The organism is Chromatiales bacterium, assembly GCA_024234935.1.
Classification (GTDB): domain Bacteria; phylum Pseudomonadota; class Gammaproteobacteria; order Steroidobacterales.
The window spans coordinates 141,875-163,594 of the sequence record JACKNI010000001.1 but is presented as its reverse complement, the minus strand read 5'-3'; the positions used below and the strand labels follow the sequence as shown (position 1 = coordinate 163,594).

Below are 21,720 nucleotides of genomic sequence, written 5' to 3'. Positions count from 1 at the left end.
CCTATTCTGCCGGCCTCGCCTTCCGCAAACTTCAGCCGGCCAGTCTGGAAACAACATGAATCCCCTGAAATCGGTCAATGGCGCAGTTCTGGGCAGTTTGCTCCTGACGGCGATTATCGGTTTTGCGCTCGGTGGCGCCGGATTCAGCCTCCATAACCTCGACCGGTGGCTGCACATCGTTGCCGGCATCGCCTGGGTGGGATTCCTTTATTACTTCAATGTCGTCCAGGTACCGGCACTTGCAGAAGCCGTTGCTGACAAGAGCGGTCCCGGTGGTGCAGGCATCAACAAATACATCACGCCGCGCGCCCTTTTCTGGTTTCGCTGGGCAGGCGTGGTGACTGTCCTGTCCGGCATCATTCTGATCGAATTTGCGTTCAGGCCGGCCGGTGGCGGCTTCATGCAGGTCATGGCACTGAAGGAAGGCTTCCGGATCATCGGCATCGGTGCCTGGCTCGGCCTGATCATGCTGTTCAATGTCTGGGTGCTGATCTGGCCAAACCAGAAAAAGATTCTCGGCATCACCGCTGCCACCGAGGAGCAGAAAGCCGCAGCACGCAATGTGGCTTTTCTCGCCTCGCGCACCAATTTCATACTGTCGCTGCCGATGCTGATGTGCATGACGGGCCAGTCGCACGGCCTGCCTTTCTGAAGCTGCCGGTGAGCGGCGCGCTCTGCACCTTATGCCCCTGAACACTCCACAACCGACACCGCCGCCGACAGCTGCGATAAGCGCAGCCGTGCGCGCTGCGCTGGCTGAAGATATCGGCAGCGGCGATCTGACCGCCGCACTGGTTCCGGATGCACAGCAGGCAATGGCCACGGTCATCACGCGTGAGGCCGCGGTGCTCTGCGGGCAGACCTGGGTCGATGCAGTTTTCACCGAACTCGATCCGGCAGTTGCCATTGACTGGCATTGCCGCGACGGCGCTGCCGTGACACCGGGGCAAAAGCTCTGCGAACTCCGTGGCTCGGCGCGCAGCATCCTGACCGGCGAACGTACCGCGCTCAACTTCCTGCAGACCCTGTCGGCTGTTGCCACCGCAACCCGTCGCTACGTCGACGCCATCGCGGGTACCCGCGCCACGATTCTCGACACGCGCAAGACGATCCCGGGACTTCGGCTGGCGCAGAAATATGCGGTGCGGGTCGGTGGCGGCAGCAATCACCGTATCGGGCTGTACGACGGCATCCTGATCAAGGAAAACCATATCGTTGCGGCAGGCGGTATCACGCCGGCCGTACGACGCGCGCGTGACCAGGGTTCAACCGAGCTGCTGGAAGTCGAGGTGGAGACGCTCGCGCAGGCCGAGGAAGCATTGCGCGCCGGTGCTGACCGGCTGCTGCTGGACAATTTCACGACCGCGCTGATGCGTGAAGCGGTCGCGCTGCGCGATGCGCTCGCCCCTGGCACCGGGCTTGAGGCCTCGGGCGGCATCGAGCTGCAAACCATCCGCAGCGTTGCGGAAACCGGTATCGATTTCATCTCGGTCGGCGATCTGACCAAGAACATCCGTGCCGTCGATCTGTCGATGCGCTTCAGCTTCAGTGCGCCATCGCATGTCCGGGAGCGCTCCAGCGCGTGAACAGCCAGACACCCGAACCCGTACCGCCGTGCCCCGACTGTGGCAAACCAACCGCCCTGTGCATCTGTGATCGCGTGGAACCTGCCGATACCCGACTGCGCGTCGTGATCCTGCAGCACCCGCAGGAGAACGATGCCGTCCTCGGCACGGCAAGGCTGGTCACGCTGACGCTGCCGAAGGCCGAGATCCGCGTCGGCCTGTCATGGGCATCGCTCGATCACGCCACGGGCCTCACCGATGCCAATCGCGAACGCTGGGCCGTACTGGCCGGTGTGAAACTCGGGGTCGCGTTACCCGATGAGGCCCGCAAGCAGCCGGTTGTGGTAATCGACCGCAAGGGCCGCATGCGTGATCTCAAGCGTCACGGGCTCGACGGGATCATCGTACTCGACGGCACCTGGAGCCAGGCCAAGACACTGTGGTGGCGGAATGCCTGGCTGCTCAAACTGCCGCGGATCGTGCTCACGCCCCGTGAGCCGTCGATGTACGGCCGGCTGCGCAACGAACCCAGGCGGGATCTTGTCTCCACGCTGGAGGCAATAGCCGACACACTGCCGGCTTTGGGGGAATCAGAGCAACTGCGCACGAGCCTGCGCCGCCTGCTGCGCACCCTGTTGCAGCGTGCCCGCGATGCGGGTCAGCCGTTGACCACCGACGACATCAGCACGCGCTTGGGCTCGGAGATTCCGTAACCCTGGGCGTAGTCGATGCCCATGCCCCGCAGCATGGTGATGATTTCCTGGTTCTCCGCCCACTCGGCGATGACTTTCTTGCCGGTGAGATGACCGATCTCGTTGATCGAGCGGACCATTTCCCGGTCGATCGGGTCATGCAGCATCTCCTTGACGAAACTGCCGTCGATCTTGAGGTAGTCGACCGGAAAATGTTTCAGATAGCCGAAGGATGACAGCCCGGTACCGAAGTCATCGAGCGCAAACTTGCAGCCCAGTTCCTTGAGCGCATTGATGAAGCGGCTCGCCTGCGCAAAGCTGGCGATGGCCGCCGTCTCGGTGATCTCGAAACAGATCTTGCTGGCATCGAGCCCGCTGCGCTGGAACTGGCGGATCACAAAGGGCAGGAACTCGTTGTCGGCCAGGCTCGATCCCGAAAGGTTGATCGAGCACAGTGCCAGCCGCTCACGCTCATCGGCTTCGGACACCAGCCACAGAAAGGCATGCTCGACGACCCAGCGGTCGATGTTGGAAATCAGCCCGTAACGTTCGGCGGCGGAAATAAACAGGTCCGGCGATACCAGCGCACCGGCCTCATCGCGCATGCGCAACAGGATCTCGTAATGGGAGCCTGTCTCTTCAGACTGCAGCGGCTGTATCGTCATGCGATACAGCTCGAAGCGGTCTTCCTCCAATGCATTGTTGATCCGCGCCGCCCACTGCATCTCGCGCCGCCGCCGCATCAGGTCGATATCGTTCTGCCGGAAGCAGTGAATGCGGTTGCGACCGGCCTCCTTCGCCGCCTGACAGGCGCTGTCGCCGGCAGCAATGAGGGTTGCCACGCTTTCGTCTTCGCCGTTGATCGGCACCACGCCGATGCTGACGCCGAGCCGGAAACTCCGGTCGTCCCAGCTGAACTTGTGCTCGCGGATCGCCTCGCGCAACATCTCGGCGGTGCGCATCGCCTCCTCGGCGCTGCAGGCCTCGAGCAGCAGGCCAAACTCGTCACCACCGAGGCGTGCCAGGGTATCGCGCCAGCGGATCTTGGCCGTCAGCAGCGCACTGATCTGCGTCAGCAGCGTATCGCCCGCACCGTGCCCGCAGGAGTCGTTGATGATCTTGAACTGGTCCAGATCCAGATAAAGCAGGGCATAGGAAGTTTCACGGGCCTTGGCACTCTTCAGCGAGCGCTCCAGCCGGCTCTCGAATTCGCGGCGATTCACCAGGCCGGTGAGCAGGTCGTGGCTCGCGTGGAAGGACAGCCGCCGATTGAGTTCGCGGGATTCGCTGACGTCATGGAACACCAGCACACCGCCCGTGACGTTGCCGCGATCGTTGCGGATCGGTGAAGCCGTGCTCTCTATATAGAGTTCATTGCCGTCCCGGCGGATCAGCAGCGACGGCCGCACCGACTTGACCGAGCGATTGCGTTTGATCGAACTCATCACCGGATTCTCGAGCGGCTCGCAGGTCTCCTCGTGGAAGCCGCGGAAAATTTCGTCTACGTGCCGGCCACTCGCGTCATCCAGCTTCCAGCCGGTCAGTTCTTCGGCGACGGGATTCACGTACTCGACCACCCCTTCGCCATCGGTCGTGACCACACCGTCGCCAATCGACTGCAGGGTGATCTGCGCGCTCTCCTTCTCGCGGAACAGCGCCTCTTCATAAACCTTCTGTTCGGTGATGTCGGTTTCCACACCGACCAGACGCCGCAACCGCCCCTGCTCATCGAGCAGTGCCTTGGCACGACAGAGAATCCAGCGCCACTCGCCATCCCTGCGGCGCATGCGGTGCGTGTTCTCGAAAATCGCGGTATGGCCAGCCAGATGTTCACGCAGCTTTGCCTGCAGGCGTGCGAGATCGTCAACGTGCACGATCCGCCGCCAGTCCGGCGCGGAACGGGCCAGGTCTTCATCGCTGTAACCCATCATCGCTTTCCAGCGCGGCGAGTATTCGACGCGGTTGTTCACCGCATCGAAATCCCAGCTGCCGTCGTTGGCCGTCTGCTCCAGCAGGCCCTCGCGCTCATCGCGCTCGGCAATGCGCTGAGCCGACCGCAGGCGCTCAAGCCCGGTAGCAAAGCTCGAGCCGAGCAACTTCAGCAACAGGGTGTGCTCGGCGTTCCAGCTGGCTTGGGGCTGGCCGAAAAACAGCGCCATGAACCCGGCCCGGCGACCCTGTATATCGAAAGCAATCAACAGGACTGCGCCACAGCCCAGCACGGCCAGGCGCGCAGCGTCCGCCGCCTGGTACGCCGGCGGCACCGCCGTATCGGCGAAACCCCGGACCCGCAGGTGTTGCAGGCACCGGTCGAGCCATGGAAATTCATCCATGGCGACGTCCGTCAGCACCTCGGGATTGCAGATCGCGAAAGTGCTGCGTGCCGCGACCACGCGTTCGATACGCCGGCCGTTCTCGCTGAACAACGCAACGCAGGTCGCGTCGCATCCGAGTTCGTCGCGCAGCGTTTCCAGCGCGGTGGCCAGAACCGCGTCTGCCTGCCCGGCCACCATGTTCTGCAGATCGACTGCCAGCTTCGTATACAGGATGTCGAGGCCACCCGCGGTACGGGAGCCGACCGCATCCTGCATGCCGGTGATTGTGAGCCGATGATCCATGTCTGCCGCGGATTCTGACATGCTTTCGTCCCAATACAACATAAGCCGATGTTATGCATCAGGTTTGCAGTTGATCAGCAGATCCCTGATGCTAGCGCTGCTCAGCCCTGCACCGCGACCGGAGCAGCCATCCCATGCCAGACATGCCTGCCGATACCTCCGAATGGATCCTGAATTTCCTGGGCGTCGGCAATGCGGCTGCACCGGAACTGGGCTCGGCAAGCGTGGTACTTGAACGCGACGGCCAGCCGCTGCTGATGGTGGACTGCGGCCAGGAAGCGCTGAGTGCCTATCTGGCCGCATACGGACAACCGCCACCTGCCGTATTCATCACGCACCTGCATCTGGATCATGTCGCTGGCTTCGAGCGACTGTTCGTCAGCAATTATTTCGGCACCGGGCAGGATGCCTACACGCGTCTCTATGTGCCGGCCCTGCTCGTGCCGCTGCTCCAGGGCCGCATCGCCGATTACCCGAACGTGGTTGCCGAAGGTGCGGCAAATTTCTGGGACGCCTTCCGGCTGATTCCGGTCAGTCGCGGCTTCTGGCACGAGGGCCGCTGGTTTGATGTGTTTCCGGTCCGCCACCACGTACCCGGTACCGCTTACGGGCTCTGCCTGCGCGGGGCATTCCTTTACAGCGGCGACACGCGACCGATTCCGGAAGTCATCGCACAGTACGCCGACGGCCGCATGCCGCTGATCCACGACTGCGACCTGCACGGCAATCCGTCCCACACCGGCCTGCCGGACCTGCTGCGCGAATACTCCGCAGAGCACATCCGGCAGATGCTGGTGTATCACTATGCATCACCCGCCGATGGCGCGGCACTGGCGGCAGCCGGCCTGCGCGTGGCAAAAGCCGGCGATCGCCTGCCGCTGCCGAAACCGCTGGCCGCGGCCGAAGCACATGCCGCCTCTGCAACAGCAGCTGCGGGGGCTCCCACGGGGAAGATTCCGGCGCCACCATGAGCTTTGTCAGAAGCTGGTACCAGTATCGCTCCTCCTGTCCGTTCGCCAATTGATCTCCGGAATTGCGTTCATGATCAGCATCAGGAGAGCAACCGTCAGCGACGCGGAGAGGATGCATGTTTTGCACGTCGCCTCTTCCACCGCAGTCTACCAGCGGTTTTTCGGCGGCAAGGGTCTGGAGCAGTGGCTGGCGACACGCAGCCCGGCGGTCTGCGCTGCCGAGATCGGCAAATGGGCGGTCATCCTTGCTGAAGAAGATGGCGACCTGCTGGGCTTCGCCGCGCTGGATACGGCAAAAGCCAATATCGATGCAGTCTATGTCGCACCGGAGCGGTGGCGGCAAGGAATCGGACGACAGCTGCTGATTCGTATCGAGGAAATCGCGAGAGACGCCGGGCTGTCAAGCATCAGCTTGCAGGCGACCGGCCCGGCCATACAGTTTTACCAGCGACAGGGCTACGTTGCACCGAAAGACCTGGGCCCCAACCCGTCGTGGGCGGCGATGGAGAAGCAACTCGGCTGAGCGACGGAACCGGCGGCTGCAGAGGGCAGTCCCGCCAGCCCTTCAATCCTTGATCAGATCATCGAATGCTCCGCCACCTGAAGCAATTGCTTTAGCCGTGTGCTCGTGGCATCGTGCTCCCGGATCATCCTGATCCGGGAGCATGCCGATGACCTACGAATTCGTCTCACAGCGCACCTTGCCGACTTTCCGCCACTTCGGCATCCGGCCGGTCAGCGGCGCGCTCGGCGCCGAGATACACGGCATCAGTATCGCCGGCGACCTGCCGCAAGCGGTGATCGACGAACTGCACCAGGCGCTGCTCGAGTTCAAGGTGATCTTTTTCCGCGACCAGCCGCTCGACAACGATCGCCACCTGGCTTTCGCACGCCGCTTCGGCACGCCGCAGGGACCGGGGGCGATACCGCAGCCCGAGGGCTACCCGATGATCCGGCGCCAGCAGTACGACCAGTTCTCGAAGATCGGCTCCGACGTGAACTTTCACGCCGATGATTCCTTTAGGACCTACCCCTCGAAGTTTTCCATCCTGCACGGCATCGACATGCCGAAGGCCGGGGGTGACACCATCTGGGCCGACATGGAAAAGGCCTACGCCGCCCTTTCCGCGCCCATGCAGGCATTCCTCGATGGCCTCACCACCGAGCACAGCCTGATGAAGTCCTTCGGCATGGGCATACTCCGCCAGTATGGCGTCCAGGCTCTCGGCAACATGATGAAGCGGAACCCACCGACCATCCACCCGCTGATCCGCGTACATCCGGAGACCGGCCGCAAGTCCATCTATGCCAGCGAACTGCTCACCGACCGGGTCATTGAACTCAGCGCAAAAGAAAGCGAGAACCTGCTGCAGTTCCTGTACCGGCACAGCTACAGCCCGGAGTTTGAATGCCGCTTCCGCTGGGAAAACAATTCAGTGGCCATGTGGGACAACCGCTGCACCCAGCATCGCGGCATCAATGACTTCTTCCCGGCTTTTCGGCTGATGCAGCGTATTCCGGTGGTAGAGGACCAGCGCCCATCCTTCCACCCGGAGACGGAAAAGGTCTTGCAGTTCGGCGATGTCCCTTTCGTGAATACCGAGGAGCTTTTCGACACCAGGCCGGAACTGGCTTACGGCCACACCACCGGCACGACGGCCGGCTGAGTGCCCGGAACGCCACCTGCAAATGACCGGGCATCTCGACACTGTCGCCGCGCAGAACACCAGGGAACGGCTCATCCTCACGGCAGAGCGGCTGTTCGCAGAACAGGGCATCGACGCGGTATCGCTGCGGCAGATCAATACCGAAGCCGGCCAGCGCAACCTCTCGGCAACGCTCTATCACTTCGGTTCCAAGGAAGCGCTCATCGACATCATCTATGACTTCCGCATGGAGCGCGTGAACCGGCGGCGGATGGAACTGCTGGCGAGTATCGAGGCAGCAGACCGGCAGGGTGATATACACGCGCTGGTCGAAGGCGTGGTGATGCCCATCGTCGAGGAAGTGACCACCAGCGATGGCGGCACGCACTACATTCGCTTTCTGGCCCAGGTCATCGGCCACCCGCAGCTGCGCCTCGACAAGCTCTGGACCAGCCGCCACGCCGATGGCCTTTCACGCATCGTCGCGCATCTGCGCCGCAGCCTGCCGGAACTCCCGGCACCGCTCGGCAGCCTGCGCATCGGGCTGATGTGGGAGCAGGTTATTCATGCGCTGGCCGACCAGGACCTGCTGCGCGAGAACGCCGGCCAGTCCGGACATGCGCTGTTCGTTAGCAACCTGATCGATGTGGTCGCGAGTGGCCTGATGGCGCCCGTCGGTCCCGCGACCCGACGCGAACTGCAAGCGGCGAGGAAGACGACCGGCAAGAGCAAGGCGCCTTCCCTCAAGCGCAGGACGCCGCGCCTCACTCCAAATACGCGCCGCCGCTAGAGCGCAACTGGTCCGGAGGATCAGCCGTAACGTGCTTCTACACGCTGCTGCAGGTCCAGCAGCGCATCGCCCTGCATCTGCGTTTCCATCAGCGGAAAAAGCTGTCGGTCTTCGAGCCGGATGTGGTCGTTCAGCAGCTTCCCGAATGCCGCGAGTTCAGCTGCCGTGACCTGCGGGTTCGCGGCCAGGCGCTCGACCAGGCTGGCCATTTCCCGATGCTCGGCCATGAGCTGCACGACCAGGCTTTCGGCCTCGCGGCCGGCACTGCGGGCAGCCGGGAATACGAGATCCTCCTCGACGGTAAAATGCGCCTGCAGATGCCGGGCAAAGAACCCGGCGAGCAGCGCCGCCTGCGGTGCCGGCTCGCGCGGCCAGTCGCGCTCCGATGCCGTTGTTCCGTGCATCAGGCGTTGCGCGAGAATCAGGCATTCGTGGTGATCGCGGGCAACGGGGATCAGTGCCGGATGTCTTTTGGCCATAAAACAGACTGGAAATCGGATGTGCCGACATGTTGCCGGGCATCAACGCTTCAGGCAAGCAGGACGCTTCAGGAATTCCGTAGAATGGCGGTCGTGATCGAGGAGCAGTCCATGTCCGCACGGACCCTGATTTTATTTCTTGTCTTGCTTGGCCTGGCTGGCTGTGGTGGCAAGCCACCGCCGTCGATGGGTCCGCCGCAGGTCACAGTGGCGACGCCGCTGGTCCGCCGGATCACCGACTGGGACGAGTACACAGGACGGCTGGCCGCCGTGGATTCCGTGGAGATCAGGCCACGGGTCAGCGGCTACCTGAAGTCCGTACATTTCGAGGACGGCGCGCTGGTGAAGCGCGGCGACCTGCTCTTCACCATCGATCCCCGTCCCTATGAAGCGGCCCTGGACGAAGCGCGGGCTGACCTGACGCAGGCGAAAGTGCGCCTCGAACTTGCAAGCAACGATCTGGACCGCGCCAAGCGACTTTTCACCGCACGGGCAATCTCCGAAGAAGAGCTGGACGCGCGCACCAAGGCGCATCGTGAAGCGGAAGCTTTCCTGGAGGCAGCGCAGGCTGCCGAGAAAGGCTCGGCGCTGAACCTCGAGTTTGCACGCATCAGGGCGCCGATCAGCGGACGCATCAGCCGCAAGCTGGTAACCGTCGGCAATCTGGTCAGCAGTTCAGGCGACCAGCCCACCTTGCTGACCACGATCGTATCGGTCGATCCGGTTCACGTGTATTTCACGGCCGACGAGCGCGCCTTTCTGCGCTATACACGCCTCGATGAGAAAGGCATCCGGCCGAGTTCGCGCACCACACCAAATCCGGTCCGCCTGCAGCTCGCCGACGAACAGGGCTTCCCGCACCTGGGGCACATGGACTTCGTCGACAACCAGATCGACCAGGCCACCGGCACCATGCAGGGGCGCGCAGTTTTCGACAACCCGGACGGCGATCTCACACCCGGGCTCTTCGCGCGGGTCAAGCTGCTCGGTGAAGGTCCCTACAAGGCACTGATCCTGCCGGATCAGGCCATCGCCACCGACCAGGGCCAGCGACTGGTCTATGTGCTTGGTCCCGACAACGTGGTTGCGGCGCGCCCCGTCACGCTGGGACGCTCGCTGGGCGAGCTGCGGATAATCCGCGATGGCCTCAGCGCCACTGACCGGGTGGTGATCAACGGCATTCAGCGTGTCAGGCCAGGCATTACGGTAGCACCGGTTGAAGGCAGCATTCCGGAGCCTGCGGACGGGGCCGCGGCAGCCGTCAGCCCATGAGATTCAGCCACTTCTTCATCGACCGGCCGCGCTTTGCCGCGGTTGTTTCGATTCTCATCACGATCATCGGTGCGATCGCCTACTTCGGCCTGCCCGTGACCCAGTATCCGAACGTCGTCCCGCCGACAATCATCGTCTCGGCCAGCTACCCGGGTGCCACGCCCGAGGTCATCGCCGACACCGTTGCTGCGCCGCTCGAGCAGGAAATCAACGGTGTGGAAGGGATGCTCTATCTCACCTCCTCTTCGACCAGCGATGGCCGGGTAACCCTGACCGTCACCTTCGAACTCGGCACGAACCTCGACGCGGCACAGGTACTGGTCCAGAACCGGGTTGCCATCGCGGAACCGCGACTGCCGGAAGAGGTCCGTCGCATCGGCGTGGTGACAGCCAAGAGTTCACCGGACCTGATGATCGTCGTCCATCTGGAATCGCCAGACGACAGTCTCGATCAGCTGTATATCTCCAATTACGCGCTGCTGAATGTCCGCGATGTGCTGGCACGCATCAACGGTGTCGGCCAGATCAACGTGGTGGGTGCGCGCGAATACAGCATGCGTGTCTGGCTGGATCCGGATCGCATGGCCGGGCTCAAGGTGACGGCCAGCGATGTGGTCAACGCCCTGCGTGCCCAGAACGTGCAGGTAGCGGGCGGCGCACTGGGCGAGCAGCCGTCACCGGGCAGCAATGCCTTTCAGGTGACGGTCAGCAGCCAGGGACGCCTGGCGGATACGGAACAGTTCGGGCAGGTCATCGTGAAAAGCGGCGAGGATGGCCGTCTCACCCGCGTCGCCGATGTTGCCCGCGTCGAACTCGGTGCGCGTGACTACCTTACCAACAGCCTCCTCGATGGCCGGCCGGCCGTGGCACTGGTCATGTTCCAGCGGCCTGGCAGCAACGCGCTGGAGACCGCCGAGGAAGTCAAACGGACCATGGCTGCTCTCGCACCGGGATTTCCCAAGGGCCTGGTCTATCGCATTGTCTACAACCCGACCGACTTCATCGCCCAGTCCGTGAAGGCCGTCTACATCACGCTGTTCGAAGCCACGGCCCTCGTAATCGTCGTGATCCTGCTGTTCCTGCAGAACTGGCGCGCCGCGATCATTCCGGTCACCGCCATCCCGGTGTCCCTGATCGGCACGTTCGGCGTCATGGCTGCACTCGGTTATTCGCTCAACAACCTGACGCTGTTCGGCCTGGTGCTGGCGATCGGCATCGTCGTGGATGACGCGATCGTGGTGGTCGAAAGCATCGAACGGAACCTGGAAAAGGGGCTTGAAGCGCGGGAGGCGGCACGCCGGACGATGACGGAAGTGGGCACGGCACTGGTCTCCATCGCGCTGGTGCTGGTCGCTGTATTCCTGCCGACTGCCTTCCTCGGCGGCATCACCGGACAGTTCTTCCGGCAGTTTGCCGTGACCATCGCTGCTGCCACCGCGATCTCGGCACTGGTATCGCTCACGCTCAGCCCGGCACTCGGCGCCATTCTCCTCCGGCATCACGATGCACCACCCGACCGTATCGACCGGTGGCTCGAGCGCCTGCTTGGCGGCGTGTTTCGCGCTTTCAACCGCGGATTTGACCGACTGCGGGAAGGATACGGACGGGTCGTTTGCCGGACAGTGCGCCGGCCCGGCCTGGCACTGTCGGCTTTTGCACTCATGCTGGGACTGACGGCGGTCGGCTTCCTGCTGGTGCCAACGGGCTTTATTCCGCAGCAGGACCAGGGCTATCTGATCACGATCGTCGAGTTGCCAAAGGGCGCTTCGCTGGACCGGACCACAGCGGTCATTAAGCGGGCAACAGAGATCGCGTTAAAGACGCAGGGCGTCGAGCGCGTTGTGGCCTTCGCGGGTTTTTCAGTGGTTACCGGTTCCAATGCCAGCCACTCCGGCACGGTGTTCACGGGGCTCAGGGATTTCGGCGACCGGCGGGCGGGCGAGTCAGGCCCGGAGATTGCCGCCAGGCTGAATGCTGCGTTCAGCGAAATCCAGGAAGCCAGTCTGTTCGTAGTTGCACCGCCACCGGTGCGCGGCATCGGCAGTGGCGGTGATTTCAAGCTGATGGTGCAGGACCGCAGCGGACAGGGTCTGCGGCCACTCGAGAAAGCGGCATGGGACCTGGTGGGCGCGCTCGCCCAGTCCGGTGAAGTGGCACGACCCTACAGTACCTTTACGACGACAGCGCCGCAGTACTTCCTGGATATCGACCGGACCAGGGCCGAGATGATGAACGTGCCGATAGAGAACGTGTTTGAAACCCTGCAGATCTACCTGGGCTCGTCATATGTGAATGACCTGACACTTTTCGGCCGCAACTATCGCGTAACCGCCCAGGCCGATGCGCCCTGGCGCCTGACACCCGAGGACATCAGCCGGCTGCGTACCCGCAATGCCGATGGCGAGATGGTGCCGCTCGGCTCGCTGGTCGCGCTGCGCCCCTCGTCGGGCCCCGACCGCGTCGTGCGCTACAACCTGTACCCTGCGGCCGAAGTACAGATGGGAACACTGCCAGGCCGGAGCAGCGGCCAGACCCTGGCAGCCGTCGAGCGCATTGCCGCACAGACCCTTCCTCCCGGGATCGACCACGAGTGGACGGAGCTGGCCTATCAGCAGACACACACATCAAATCTCGGCCTGTTGATGTTCCCGCTCAGCGTGCTGTTTGTATTTCTCGTGCTGACGGCGCAATACGAAAGCTGGTCCCTGCCACTGACGATTGTCCTCATCGTTCCGCTTTGCCTGCTGTTCGCCATCATTGCCCTGCTGCTGCGTGGTCTCGATATCAACATCCTGGCGCAGATCGGCTTCATCGTGCTGATCGGGCTGGCCAGCAAGAATGCCATCCTGATCGTCGAGTTTGCCCGCCAGCAGGAAAGCGAAGGCAAGGATCGCTTCAGCGCTGCAACGGATGCCGCCCAGTTGCGGCTGCGGCCCATCCTGATGACCTCATTTGCATTCATTGCCGGCGTGCTGCCGCTGATGCTCGCTTCAGGTGCCGGTGCCGAGATGCGGCAGGTGCTGGGCACCGTCGTGTTTGGCGGCATGCTTGGCGTCACCCTCATCGGCCTGTTGTTGACACCGGTTTTCTACACGGTGATCCGCGGCCGGCTGCGCGAGGCCCCGGTGCCGGATGCGCCGGCCGGAGAGAGCCAGCCATGAAGTTTCCGGCGGCGCTTGCGTTCGCAGTGGTGGTCGCCGGCTGTGCCGCCGGTCCGGACTACCACCCGAAGGTTCCGGAGACTGCGGCAAGATTCGCGACCGCCGAGGGCGCGGGCCTGACGCAGGAGATCCCCGATGCGGACTGGTGGCGAGAATTCAAAGACCCCACCCTCGACAAGCTGATCGAACAGGCCGCAGCATCAAATTACGATGTGCGTATCGCCATCGCCAATCTGCGCGCCTCCCGCGCCCTGTTGCGGGGCGGCCGGCTGGAACTCGGCCCCATCGTCACGGCACAAGGCAGCGCCACCCGGGAAAAGACCAGCGACGCTGCCGGCATTGCCTACGACATCGACGGTGACTACTACGATGCCGGCTTCGATGCCAGCTGGGAAATCGATATCTTCGGTCGCGTGCGCCGCTCCGTGGAGGCACTGCGGGCCGACTACGAATCCGAAGAAGCCGCCTGGCGCGATACGCTGCGTAGCGTGGTCGGCGAAGTCGCCCGGACCTATGTCGAGCTGCGCGGCGTCCAGTACCGCTTTGCCGTTGCTGAACGCAATATCGTCAACCAGGAAGAAACCTACCAGCTGACGCTCGCACTTCTGGAAGGAGGTCGCGGAAGCGACCTCGATATCGCACGGGCCCTCGCCCAGCTGGAAACGACACGCGCCAGCATCGGACCGCTGCAGGCCGCGGAGACCGAGGCCATCAACCGCCTGAAAGTCCTGCTCGGCGGAGACTCCGCGGAACTGCTCGCGCTGGCCGGTTCACGCCAGGAACTGCCGCATCCGCCGGAGCTGATTGCGGTGGATGACCCGGCCGGCATGCTGCGACGCCGGCCAGACATCCGCGCCGTGGAACGGCAGCTGGCGGCCGCAACCGCACGCACCGGCATGGCTGTTGCTGATTATTTTCCCCGCGTTACGCTCAGCGGTTCGGTCGGCCGGAACGCCACCTCGCTCGCGGATCTCGGCGATGCTGCGGCAGAGCGGTACAGCTTCGGGCCCACCATCAGCTGGGCAGCACTGGACATGGGCCGGGTCCGTGCCCGGGTAGCGGCCAACGATGCCCGCGCCGAAGCCGCATTGGCGAACTGGGAAAAGACCGTCCAGACGGCGCTGCAGGAAACCGAATCGGCATTGAATCGTTACTCGAGAACCCGCGAGAGTGCAGCGCGCCTGCGTATTGCGGCGAGCTCCAGTGCAAAGGCCGCTGACCTGGCGCGGCTGCGCTACCGCTATGGTGCTGACAGCTTCCTCACCGTGCTGGATTCGGAACGGCGGCTGCTCGAAGCGGAAGACCTGCTTGCCGCCGCCGAGACCGATGCCTCGCTTGCCGCCGTCGCCGTCTACAAGTCGCTGGGCGGCGGCTGGGAACCCTTCGTATCGGGTAAATGAATCCGCCTGCTGCACCTCACAGCACCCGCGAGTCATAAGCCCAGTGCAGCAGAGCCTGCCGCTGGCGCGGGCGACAGCCCAGATCACCGCGCAGGCAGGAGCGCTGCAACTGGGTGACGTGCCGGCGTATCGCCCGCCAGCGACTGATCTGCCGTGCATCATCCTCGCTGCGCCGGCCCATGTAGTAACGGCAGTACCACTGGAACCAGCCGCGCGGGTCCGCCTCCCATATCCAGCCTTTTGCTCGCCAGACGGCCAATGACTGGGAGGCGCGAACCCCGAAAAAATTGAGTGAGGCGTCGTAGCGTGTCGGCGAGAGCTTTGCCCTCCGGAACCAGCTGGCCGGAAACTCCCGGACACAGTCCGTCATGTACTTGCCACCGAACACACCGAGCGCAAGCATTTGCGCAGGTGTCAGCTCAGGCTTGAAGGCGGGATCGAAATTCCTGCCGACCGGCTCGGTCAGGTAATAGACGTAGTCGCGCTGCATGAGGTCGCTGACTGCCACGCGCCGCCGCTTCGTCACCTCAGGGCTCCATCGTCCGCCATTCAGCCTGGTAGCCGAGACCCAGCTTTATCAGCCGGTGCATCAGTTGCTCATAACTGATACCGGCCGTTTCTGCCGACTCCGCAAAATCCTCACCGTAGCTGAGGTTCGGGTTGCAGTTCGCCTCCAGCAAGTAAGGAGTGCCATCGGCCGCCAGGCGGAAATCCATGCGCGCATAGCCGCTCATGTGCAGCGCACGGTATACACGGCGACTCAGGCGATTGAGCTTTTCGGTCACGCCATCCGGGAGGTCGGCAGCACGGTCGGTGTGTATGCCGTGCTTGCGCTGGTAGTTGCCGTCCCACTTCACCTTGCGTGTGGCGATCCCGGCCTGCACACCAGGCAAGGTACCGAAGTGCATCTCCCACACCGGCAGCGTCGTCAGCCTCGTGTTTCCCAGCACACCCACATAGAGCTCACGTCCGGCGATGTATTCCTCGACCAGCGCATCGGTACCGACATTCTCATGAATGAAAGCCACACGTTCTTCAAGATGCGCCAGATCGTCGACGATCGAAGCCTGGGCAATGCCCAGCGAGGCATCTTCAACCGCCGACTTGACGAACAGGGGAAATGACAGCCGCCGCGACAGGCGCAGGCGCATGCCGCGGCGAAAAACCTGGAAATGCGGTGTGGGGATACGATGATAGGCGAGAATCTGCTTCGACAGCACCTTGTCCCTGGACAGCATCATGCCGCGCGGGTTGCAACCGGTGTAGGGCTGCCGCATCAGCTCGAGGTAGGCCACGATGTACTGGTCGTAGGCGCCGATGCCCTGGAATTCCTGCAGCAGGTTGAAGGCGATATGCGGCTTCCAGTCCCGAACCGTCTGCCGCAACTCCGACAGCTTGTCGTACAGGCCCAGTGCGCGTACTTCGTGACCGGCATTTTCCAGAAAGGTCATCACGTCATACTCGGTACGAAACGCATCGATCTGCTGCTCGGTGTATCCGTCCAGATCATCCGGCGGAACGAGACTCTCGTGCATCAGTACCAGCACACGCCACTTCTTTCTCATAATGCGTAACGCTCCCGGCCACGGCGTATCGAATCGAAAAGGATACGCTCAAGCAAGCGGAATGTTTCGCGCTTTGTCTGGCGAAGAGGCCGATGCACGCAGAGATCGAGATCCCGCGTCCGCTGTATGACGATGCGCATGACGTTATGTACCAGGTAAGGATGTAACCGCGAACGGCGGATCAGCAGGCGCTGCAGTTGCGGGCGTACCTGCCGGATAAACGCAGAGGCCAGGGGGCGGCCCGGATGACGGGCGCGCGAGCCAAACACGCGCTTCAGGCGTTGATCGTAGCGGTCGGTTTCCGAAGTGTCGTAATAGGCACGCTTCTCCTCATAGTACTGCCGCAGCGTGCTGCGGTTCTCGCGCAGCGGCTCGATATGCTTCCGGCTGCGCACCGGCGGCACCTGATCATGGATCTCTGCCATCAGTTCATCGACATAGAGCAGCTTGCGCAGTGCAGGCCATTCGGCATAGTCCTTGCGCCAGGTTGAATTTGGCGCCAGCCACACAGCAAAGGTTTCGGCGAAGTCTTCCGTTGGATGGCTCTGCGCATACCAGTGGCCGAGATGCATGACATATCGGCGGCTGCCGGGTCGTGGCACATAGCTGACGGGATACGGCACCGAGGCCGGACCAAAGATCTCCCGCCAGCCCTTGCGCCGGCGCAGCCGGTAGGCCGTATCAATGGCATGTCCGGCTTCGTGGCGCAGGATGCGGCGCAGCCAGCGCAGGTTGCCACCCTCCACTTCGTGCATCATCCGGCGTTCGAGGCGCGTCAGGCGCGGATGGGCGAGATAGAACGGGATGGCAATACCGGGGACGCCATCTGGCGAAAACCAGTCCTCGGAAAGCCAGCAGTGCGGGCGAAAGCGGATACCGCGCCGTGCCAGCTCGTCGTCGAGACGCGCCAGTGCAGCCGGGATCCGGCCATGGGATGTATCGAGACCGAGATCGCAGAGGCGCACATCGAGCAAGTCCTCGTCAGGCAGATCAGCCCACGAGAACTGCCGGCGCATCGCCAGATTACGTCGCCGCTCGACTGCCGGCCGCCGCCCGGCACGCTTCTTTCCACGCACCATGCCCGACCTGGTCTGCGTCGTCTTTTTCTTCGCCATCCGACCGCTGCCAGGAACTTCGGGGCCAGTCTAGCGTCAATCGGGACGGGAGCGGAACCATATGCCGGACAGCAAACCCGGCCGTCCTGTGTAAGGATTCGCCCTGCCACACGACCAACGGTCAGGCCACCTGCAAGGCCGGCGCGAGCCGGCAGCCGGGGCCATCAGCGGCTAATGCCGTCATTCCACAATGGAGAGCAAATACCATGAATAACAGATCACTCATCGCATCCACGGCCATCAGCGGCCTGCTGGCGCTCGGCGCACTCGGACTTACCGCCAGCGCCAATGCCGCGCAGGATGGCGCCAAGGAAAAGTGCTATGGCATTGCAAAAGCGGGGCAGAACAGCTGCGCCGCCAATGGTCATTCCTGCCAGGGCCAGGCCAAGGCAGACAATGATCCGGCGGAATGGAAGTACGTCCCCAAGGGTGAATGCGAAGCGGCCGGTGGCAAGACCAGCGCACCCGGATCGGCGATGTAATGGCCACGGCATCGGCCTCGATGACCGGTGCCGCGCACCCGATCCCGGCTTGCGCCGGGATCGGTCTTCGCGCCCCCCACCATCGCGAATTTCTCGAGCGACAGCCCGGGATTCCCTGGGTCGAAGTGCACAGCGAGAATTTCTTTGCTGAAGGCGGCCGGCAGATCGATGTGCTCGATGCCGTACGGCGCAACTACGGCATCAGCCTGCATGGGGTCGGGCTGTCCATAGGCTCGACCGATGCGCTGTCCGGACAACACCTGAAAAGCCTGAAGCGGCTCGTCGACCGCATACAGCCGGCACTCGTTTCCGAACACTTGTCGTGGAGTTCGGTCGGCGATGTGTTCAGCAATGACCTGCTGCCGATGCCACATACCGGTGAAGCACTCACCCATTTTTCAACGCGTGTGAGCCAGATACAGGATTTTCTCCAGCGACAGATCCTCATCGAGAATGTCTCCAGCTACCTGCGCTTTCCCGAAGACTCCGTGACGGAATGGCAGTTCCTTGCCGAACTGGCACGGCGCAGCGGCTGCGGCATCCTGCTCGACGTCAACAATGTCTACGTCAGCGCGCAGAATCATGGCTACGATGCCGACGCCTATATCGCCGCGCTGCCCATCGCGTTGATCCAGGAGATCCATCTCGCCGGTCACACTGCCGTGGACGATGATGACGGACGGTTGCTGATCGATACCCACGACGCGCCCGTTGCCGATCCGGTCTGGGATCTTTACCGGCGCACGATTGCGCGGACCGGCCCGCTGCCAACCCTGATCGAGTGGGACTCGCAACTACCCGCGCTGGACAGGCTGGTCGCCGAAGCACGGCATGCCGATGCCATTGCCGGAGTACCTCATGTCCGCGTTGCGTGACGCCCAGGCCGGCTTTCTCGCCGCCATACTGGGCCGCGATCCAGCCCACACGGCAAGGTGGCCACATCGCCGCCTGGCCGTTTACCGAAGCAACACGCGGGAAAACTTTGCGGCCGCACTCGAGGCTGCGTTCCCCCTTCTGCACGGACTGATGGGTCACGATGAATTTCGCGCGATGGCATGGGCGTACCAGCGGGCCTGTCCGTCACGCTCCGGAAACCTGTTTTATTGCGGTGCCGGACTCGGTGACTTTCTTGCCGCACATCTGGCCGGCACGCCTGACGCACCGCTGGCCGACATTTCGCGTTTCGAGTGGCTGATCCAGCAGGTACTGGTCGCTCCCGATGAGTCCGCGCGCTTCGACTTCGGCAAACTGGCCACACTGCCTGAAGCAGGGCATGGATCGCTGTGCTTTCGTTTGCATCCGGCGACACGCCTGTACAGTTCGGCACTGCCGCTGTTTGTCCTCTGGAGTGAATATCAGCGCCGTGGGAAGCTTGCCGGGATGCCCCCGACTGCCAGCAAGACAAGGGACGATCTGCTCATCCGCCGCAGCGGCGACGGGGTGGAGCTGCATCGCCTGGAGCCAGGCGAATTCCGCTTTCTCGAAGCGCTGTTGCGGGGTGAGTGCCTGCAGAGGGCCATCGAGCAGGCAGCTGCGCCCGGCGATACTTCGCTGAATCACGGCGAGGTGCTGGCCCGCTGGGTATCCGCAGGTGTCATCACGGGTCTCATATCGTGAAACTGCCGGTCATGCTGTGGACGACCGAGACCGTGGCGGCCCGGCTACTGAACCACCTGCAGCCGCTGTTTCTGCTCGCGCTGCGTCTTTGGGTGAGCTGGCAGTTCCTGAAATCCGGCTGGCTGAAGCTGACGGACTGGGACAGTACGCTGTTTCTCTTTCAGGAAGAGTACCGGGTCCCCCTGCTGTCGCCGGAACTCGCTGCATTCGCCGGAACCTTCGGCGAACTGTTTTTTTCGCTGCTGCTGGCTTTCGGTGTGCTGAGCCGCGTCGCTGCGATCGGACTGTCGGCAGTCAACGTGCTGGCCGTTGTTTCCTATGCACACGTGTTGCTCAGCAGTGGTTTTGAAGCAGCGCTCGCCCAGCATTTCCTGTGGGGACTGATGCTGCTCACCGTGGTGATATTCGGCCCCGGCAAACTGTCGCTTCAGCGCGAGTCCCCGTCCGGCCGGTTCGCTCTACCCGGGTAGCGGCGTGCCGCCCGCCTGAGAAAGCCCATCTGCCCCACAAAACGCCGGCACGCGCCGCACATCATCAGATGCAGCCGTACCGCCAGGCGCTGCCGCCACGACAGCGTCTCATCCATGCTGCGTGAAACCAGTGTCGATGTGTCTTTGCAGGAAAGCATAGTGAACACCTAGGAGCGTGAGCCAAACCAGCGCTTTTCGAGGCACTCACGCAGGCGCAGTCGCGCACGATGCATGAGTACCCAGTAGTTGGACGTCGAGATCGCCAGTTCCTTGCAGATTTCCGCCGCTTCGAAGCCGCTGACCTCGCGCAGCACGAAAGCCTGTGCCGTGCGCTCAGGCAGCCCCTGTACACATTCATCGAAGGCGGCGTAGAAATCGGCCTGCTCAAGCGCGGCGTCGGGATCAGCCCAGACCGCCGGCGGTACGGCCCAGTGACCGTTGCGCTCGAAAAGGCGGTTCAGCAGCCCGCCATCGTCGTCCCCGGTTTCGAGACCGGCATCCGCTTCGGCGACCTCGCGTTTCCCCCTCCGCAGCTGATCGATCAGCTTGCGACGCAGAATGGCAATCAGCCAGGTCTGCAGCGAAGACCCGCCGCGAAAGGCAGCCGCCGACTGCAGGGCAGCCAGCAGCGTGTCCTGAACGGCATCTTCAGCGGCGGCCGCATCGCGCAGGTGCAGCCGTGCATAGCGCAACAGGACCGGTCGGTACCCGGCAAGTTCGCTGGCTTCGAAGCGCGGTTCCTGCATGGTCCGGCATCGTACCAGCCGCTCAGAGATCCCGGGCGCTAGTCCGCGCAACTCGCTGCCCCCCCCCGAGGAGGGGCCGGCCTCCCCCGGCTACGCCCGGCGCTTTGCGTTGACCTGGCGCACGAAGTCCGCATCGACCATGGTCACGCCCTGCTTCTTTGCCTCACGGATGATCCCCTTCAAGGCAACAGTGAGGAGCGCCTTCGGCGCGTCGATCAGGAGCTTGCAGGCCTCAAGCTCGAAGCGGACCTCCGGATCGAGCTTGTTGGCCGTGTAATAGATGGAATTTGCCTCGAGCCCTTTGGCAACCGGTATGGGCACCGGCTTTGGCCGGTTATGGGAGCAAAAGAAGAAACGCCGGTCACCCGCTTCGTTATGCCGGAAGCCGTATGAAATGGGCATGCTGGGAAATTCCTTCTGCGCCAGCAGCCGTTCATGGAAGGTCTCTTTGAGGAGAATGTTCCTGACCTTGAGGCACCAGAACTTCTCGCAGCCGGAGGGATCGGTCTCCCTGCCGGGCTGGTAGTGGAATTCTCCGTCCAGCTCACACTCGAAAACCTGGAACGCATCCTTCATCAGCAGCGGAAAGTCGGGATCTCCGGCATATTCGGCAGATGGTGTCCTGACCATCTCGAAGGGAATGCCCTTCATCTTCTCTTCCGGTTCCACACCCGGAAAACCCAGCGCCACGATGGGCCGCAACCAGCTCTCCCTGTATTCGATGAAATGCAGCGCGGCCTTGCTGCCGCGCTGGAGGTTCGTCGAGGTATTCGAACTCGCCCTCGAGATCAGCATCATCGAGGGCTGTTCGATGATGTCGAAGGGAAAGGCCAGTGAATGTGGACCGATTGAAGTAACGCCTTGCTCGTTGACCGTCGTCACCATCGCAAAGGGCATCGGAAAAAACCCGGCCGACTGATAGAAGTTGTCCCTGGGGTGCACGCGATGAAAGGCCTCATCACGGGTATTTGCCGGGCGACGGAAGCGGTCGAATACCGAGAAGAAATCGAACAAGGACATACCCACCGGTCGCGGCTCTCCACTTGTGACGCCTGCCGAACATTGACACCATGTTGTCAATTTCGCAGCATGGTGTCAGTCTGTCATCATGCTGTCAACGCTGCCAACTGA

Annotated in this window: 22 protein-coding genes; 14 read left to right on the top strand and 8 right to left on the bottom strand. The window is 62.9% G+C overall.

Annotated features, from left to right (window positions below):
* The first annotated feature begins 55 nt into the window (after window positions 1–55).
* The 3 genes from H6979_00720 to H6979_00710 are packed head-to-tail and all read left to right on the top strand — an operon-like array spanning window position 56 to window position 2,278.
* Window positions 56–652 carry a urate hydroxylase PuuD gene (locus H6979_00720; protein MCP5138369.1) on the top strand — a complete coding sequence of 199 codons (597 nt, stop codon included), beginning with the start codon at window positions 56–58 and terminating at the stop codon, window positions 650–652.
* A gap of 31 nt (window positions 653–683) precedes the next feature.
* Window positions 684–1,586, top strand: a complete 903-nt coding sequence (nadC, locus tag H6979_00715; protein MCP5138368.1) for a carboxylating nicotinate-nucleotide diphosphorylase — start codon at window positions 684–686, stop codon at window positions 1,584–1,586.
* Entirely contained in the window at window positions 1,583–2,278 is a 696-nt protein-coding gene (locus H6979_00710; protein MCP5138367.1) for a DTW domain-containing protein, read from the top strand. Before nadC ends, H6979_00710 begins: the two co-directional genes overlap by 4 nt.
* Here H6979_00710 and H6979_00705 read toward each other — a convergent pair.
* The gene (locus H6979_00705) at window positions 2,224–4,896 is read right to left on the bottom strand and encodes an EAL domain-containing protein (GenBank protein ID MCP5138366.1); all 2,673 of its coding nucleotides are present in this window, start codon (window positions 4,894–4,896) and stop codon (window positions 2,224–2,226) included. The genes H6979_00710 and H6979_00705 overlap by 55 nt on opposite strands.
* A 122-nt stretch (window positions 4,897–5,018) precedes the next feature.
* Between H6979_00705 and H6979_00700 the strand changes: the two genes are divergently transcribed.
* The 4 genes from H6979_00700 to H6979_00685 all read left to right on the top strand — a co-directional run bounded on the left by H6979_00700 (window position 5,019) and on the right by H6979_00685 (window position 8,282).
* Window positions 5,019–5,846, top strand: a complete 828-nt coding sequence (locus tag H6979_00700) for an MBL fold metallo-hydrolase (protein ID MCP5138365.1) — start codon at window positions 5,019–5,021, stop codon at window positions 5,844–5,846.
* 70 nt (window positions 5,847–5,916) lie between these two features.
* Window positions 5,917–6,369 (top strand): GNAT family N-acetyltransferase, encoded by a 453-nt coding sequence (locus tag H6979_00695; protein MCP5138364.1) that lies wholly within the window; start codon window positions 5,917–5,919, stop codon window positions 6,367–6,369.
* A gap of 148 nt (window positions 6,370–6,517) precedes the next feature.
* Window positions 6,518–7,513, top strand: coding sequence for a TauD/TfdA family dioxygenase (locus tag H6979_00690; protein MCP5138363.1), 996 nt, complete (start codon window positions 6,518–6,520; stop codon window positions 7,511–7,513).
* A gap of 22 nt (window positions 7,514–7,535) precedes the next feature.
* Window positions 7,536–8,282, top strand: coding sequence for a TetR/AcrR family transcriptional regulator (locus tag H6979_00685; GenBank protein MCP5138362.1), 747 nt, complete (start codon window positions 7,536–7,538; stop codon window positions 8,280–8,282).
* Window positions 8,283–8,302: 20 nt separating this feature from the next.
* Here the strand turns inward: H6979_00685 and H6979_00680 are convergent, their stop codons facing one another.
* The gene (locus H6979_00680; GenBank protein ID MCP5138361.1) at window positions 8,303–8,761 is read right to left on the bottom strand and encodes a hemerythrin domain-containing protein; all 459 of its coding nucleotides are present in this window, start codon (window positions 8,759–8,761) and stop codon (window positions 8,303–8,305) included.
* Window positions 8,762–8,872: 111 nt separating this feature from the next.
* Here H6979_00680 and H6979_00675 point away from each other — a divergent pair, with 111 nt between their 5' ends.
* Genes H6979_00675 through H6979_00665 form a run of 3 tightly spaced genes read left to right on the top strand, consistent with a single transcriptional unit; the run spans window position 8,873 to window position 14,594 of the window.
* The gene (locus H6979_00675; protein ID MCP5138360.1) at window positions 8,873–10,033 is read left to right on the top strand and encodes an efflux RND transporter periplasmic adaptor subunit; all 1,161 of its coding nucleotides are present in this window, start codon (window positions 8,873–8,875) and stop codon (window positions 10,031–10,033) included.
* Window positions 10,030–13,194 carry an efflux RND transporter permease subunit gene (locus H6979_00670; protein ID MCP5138359.1) on the top strand — a complete coding sequence of 1,055 codons (3,165 nt, stop codon included), beginning with the start codon at window positions 10,030–10,032 and terminating at the stop codon, window positions 13,192–13,194. The genes H6979_00675 and H6979_00670 overlap by 4 nt, the downstream gene beginning before the upstream one ends.
* Entirely contained in the window at window positions 13,191–14,594 is a 1,404-nt protein-coding gene (locus tag H6979_00665; protein ID MCP5138358.1) for an efflux transporter outer membrane subunit, read from the top strand. The genes H6979_00670 and H6979_00665 overlap by 4 nt, the downstream gene beginning before the upstream one ends.
* A 16-nt stretch (window positions 14,595–14,610) precedes the next feature.
* Here H6979_00665 and H6979_00660 read toward each other — a convergent pair whose 3' ends face one another.
* From H6979_00660 to H6979_00650, 3 genes are read right to left on the bottom strand one after another with little or no spacing between them, the layout of a single operon-like run.
* Window positions 14,611–15,084, bottom strand: coding sequence for a hypothetical protein (locus H6979_00660; GenBank protein MCP5138357.1), 474 nt, complete (start codon window positions 15,082–15,084; stop codon window positions 14,611–14,613).
* Between the two features lie 37 nt (window positions 15,085–15,121).
* Window positions 15,122–16,129: a D-alanine--D-alanine ligase gene (locus H6979_00655; protein MCP5138356.1), complete on the bottom strand. Its 1,008-nt coding sequence runs from the start codon at window positions 16,127–16,129 to the stop codon at window positions 15,122–15,124.
* Between the two features lie 26 nt (window positions 16,130–16,155).
* Complete coding sequence (locus H6979_00650) at window positions 16,156–17,274, bottom strand: hypothetical protein (GenBank protein MCP5138355.1); 1,119 nt, start codon at window positions 17,272–17,274, stop codon at window positions 16,156–16,158.
* Between the two features lie 206 nt (window positions 17,275–17,480).
* On the opposite strand from H6979_00650, the gene H6979_00645 reads away from it, so the two are divergent.
* From H6979_00645 to H6979_00630, 4 genes are read left to right on the top strand one after another with little or no spacing between them, the layout of a single operon-like run.
* Window positions 17,481–17,756 carry a DUF2282 domain-containing protein gene (locus H6979_00645; protein ID MCP5138354.1) on the top strand — a complete coding sequence of 92 codons (276 nt, stop codon included), beginning with the start codon at window positions 17,481–17,483 and terminating at the stop codon, window positions 17,754–17,756.
* Between the two features lie 20 nt (window positions 17,757–17,776).
* Window positions 17,777–18,631 (top strand): DUF692 domain-containing protein, encoded by an 855-nt coding sequence (locus H6979_00640; protein MCP5138353.1) that lies wholly within the window; start codon window positions 17,777–17,779, stop codon window positions 18,629–18,631.
* Window positions 18,615–19,373: a putative DNA-binding domain-containing protein gene (locus tag H6979_00635; GenBank protein MCP5138352.1), complete on the top strand. Its 759-nt coding sequence runs from the start codon at window positions 18,615–18,617 to the stop codon at window positions 19,371–19,373. Before H6979_00640 ends, H6979_00635 begins: the two co-directional genes overlap by 17 nt.
* Window positions 19,374–19,384: 11 nt before the next feature.
* Window positions 19,385–19,843: a DoxX family protein gene (locus H6979_00630; protein MCP5138351.1), complete on the top strand. Its 459-nt coding sequence runs from the start codon at window positions 19,385–19,387 to the stop codon at window positions 19,841–19,843.
* Here H6979_00630 and H6979_00625 read toward each other — a convergent pair.
* The 3 genes from H6979_00625 to H6979_00615 form a co-directional block, all read right to left on the bottom strand.
* Window positions 19,801–20,001 carry a zf-HC2 domain-containing protein gene (locus H6979_00625; GenBank protein ID MCP5138350.1) on the bottom strand — a complete coding sequence of 67 codons (201 nt, stop codon included), beginning with the start codon at window positions 19,999–20,001 and terminating at the stop codon, window positions 19,801–19,803. The genes H6979_00630 and H6979_00625 overlap by 43 nt on opposite strands.
* 9 nt (window positions 20,002–20,010) lie before the next feature.
* Complete coding sequence (locus H6979_00620) at window positions 20,011–20,589, bottom strand: sigma-70 family RNA polymerase sigma factor (protein ID MCP5138349.1); 579 nt, start codon at window positions 20,587–20,589, stop codon at window positions 20,011–20,013.
* Between the two features lie 90 nt (window positions 20,590–20,679).
* Window positions 20,680–21,615: a hypothetical protein gene (locus tag H6979_00615; GenBank protein ID MCP5138348.1), complete on the bottom strand. Its 936-nt coding sequence runs from the start codon at window positions 21,613–21,615 to the stop codon at window positions 20,680–20,682.
* Window positions 21,616–21,720 lie beyond the last annotated feature (105 nt).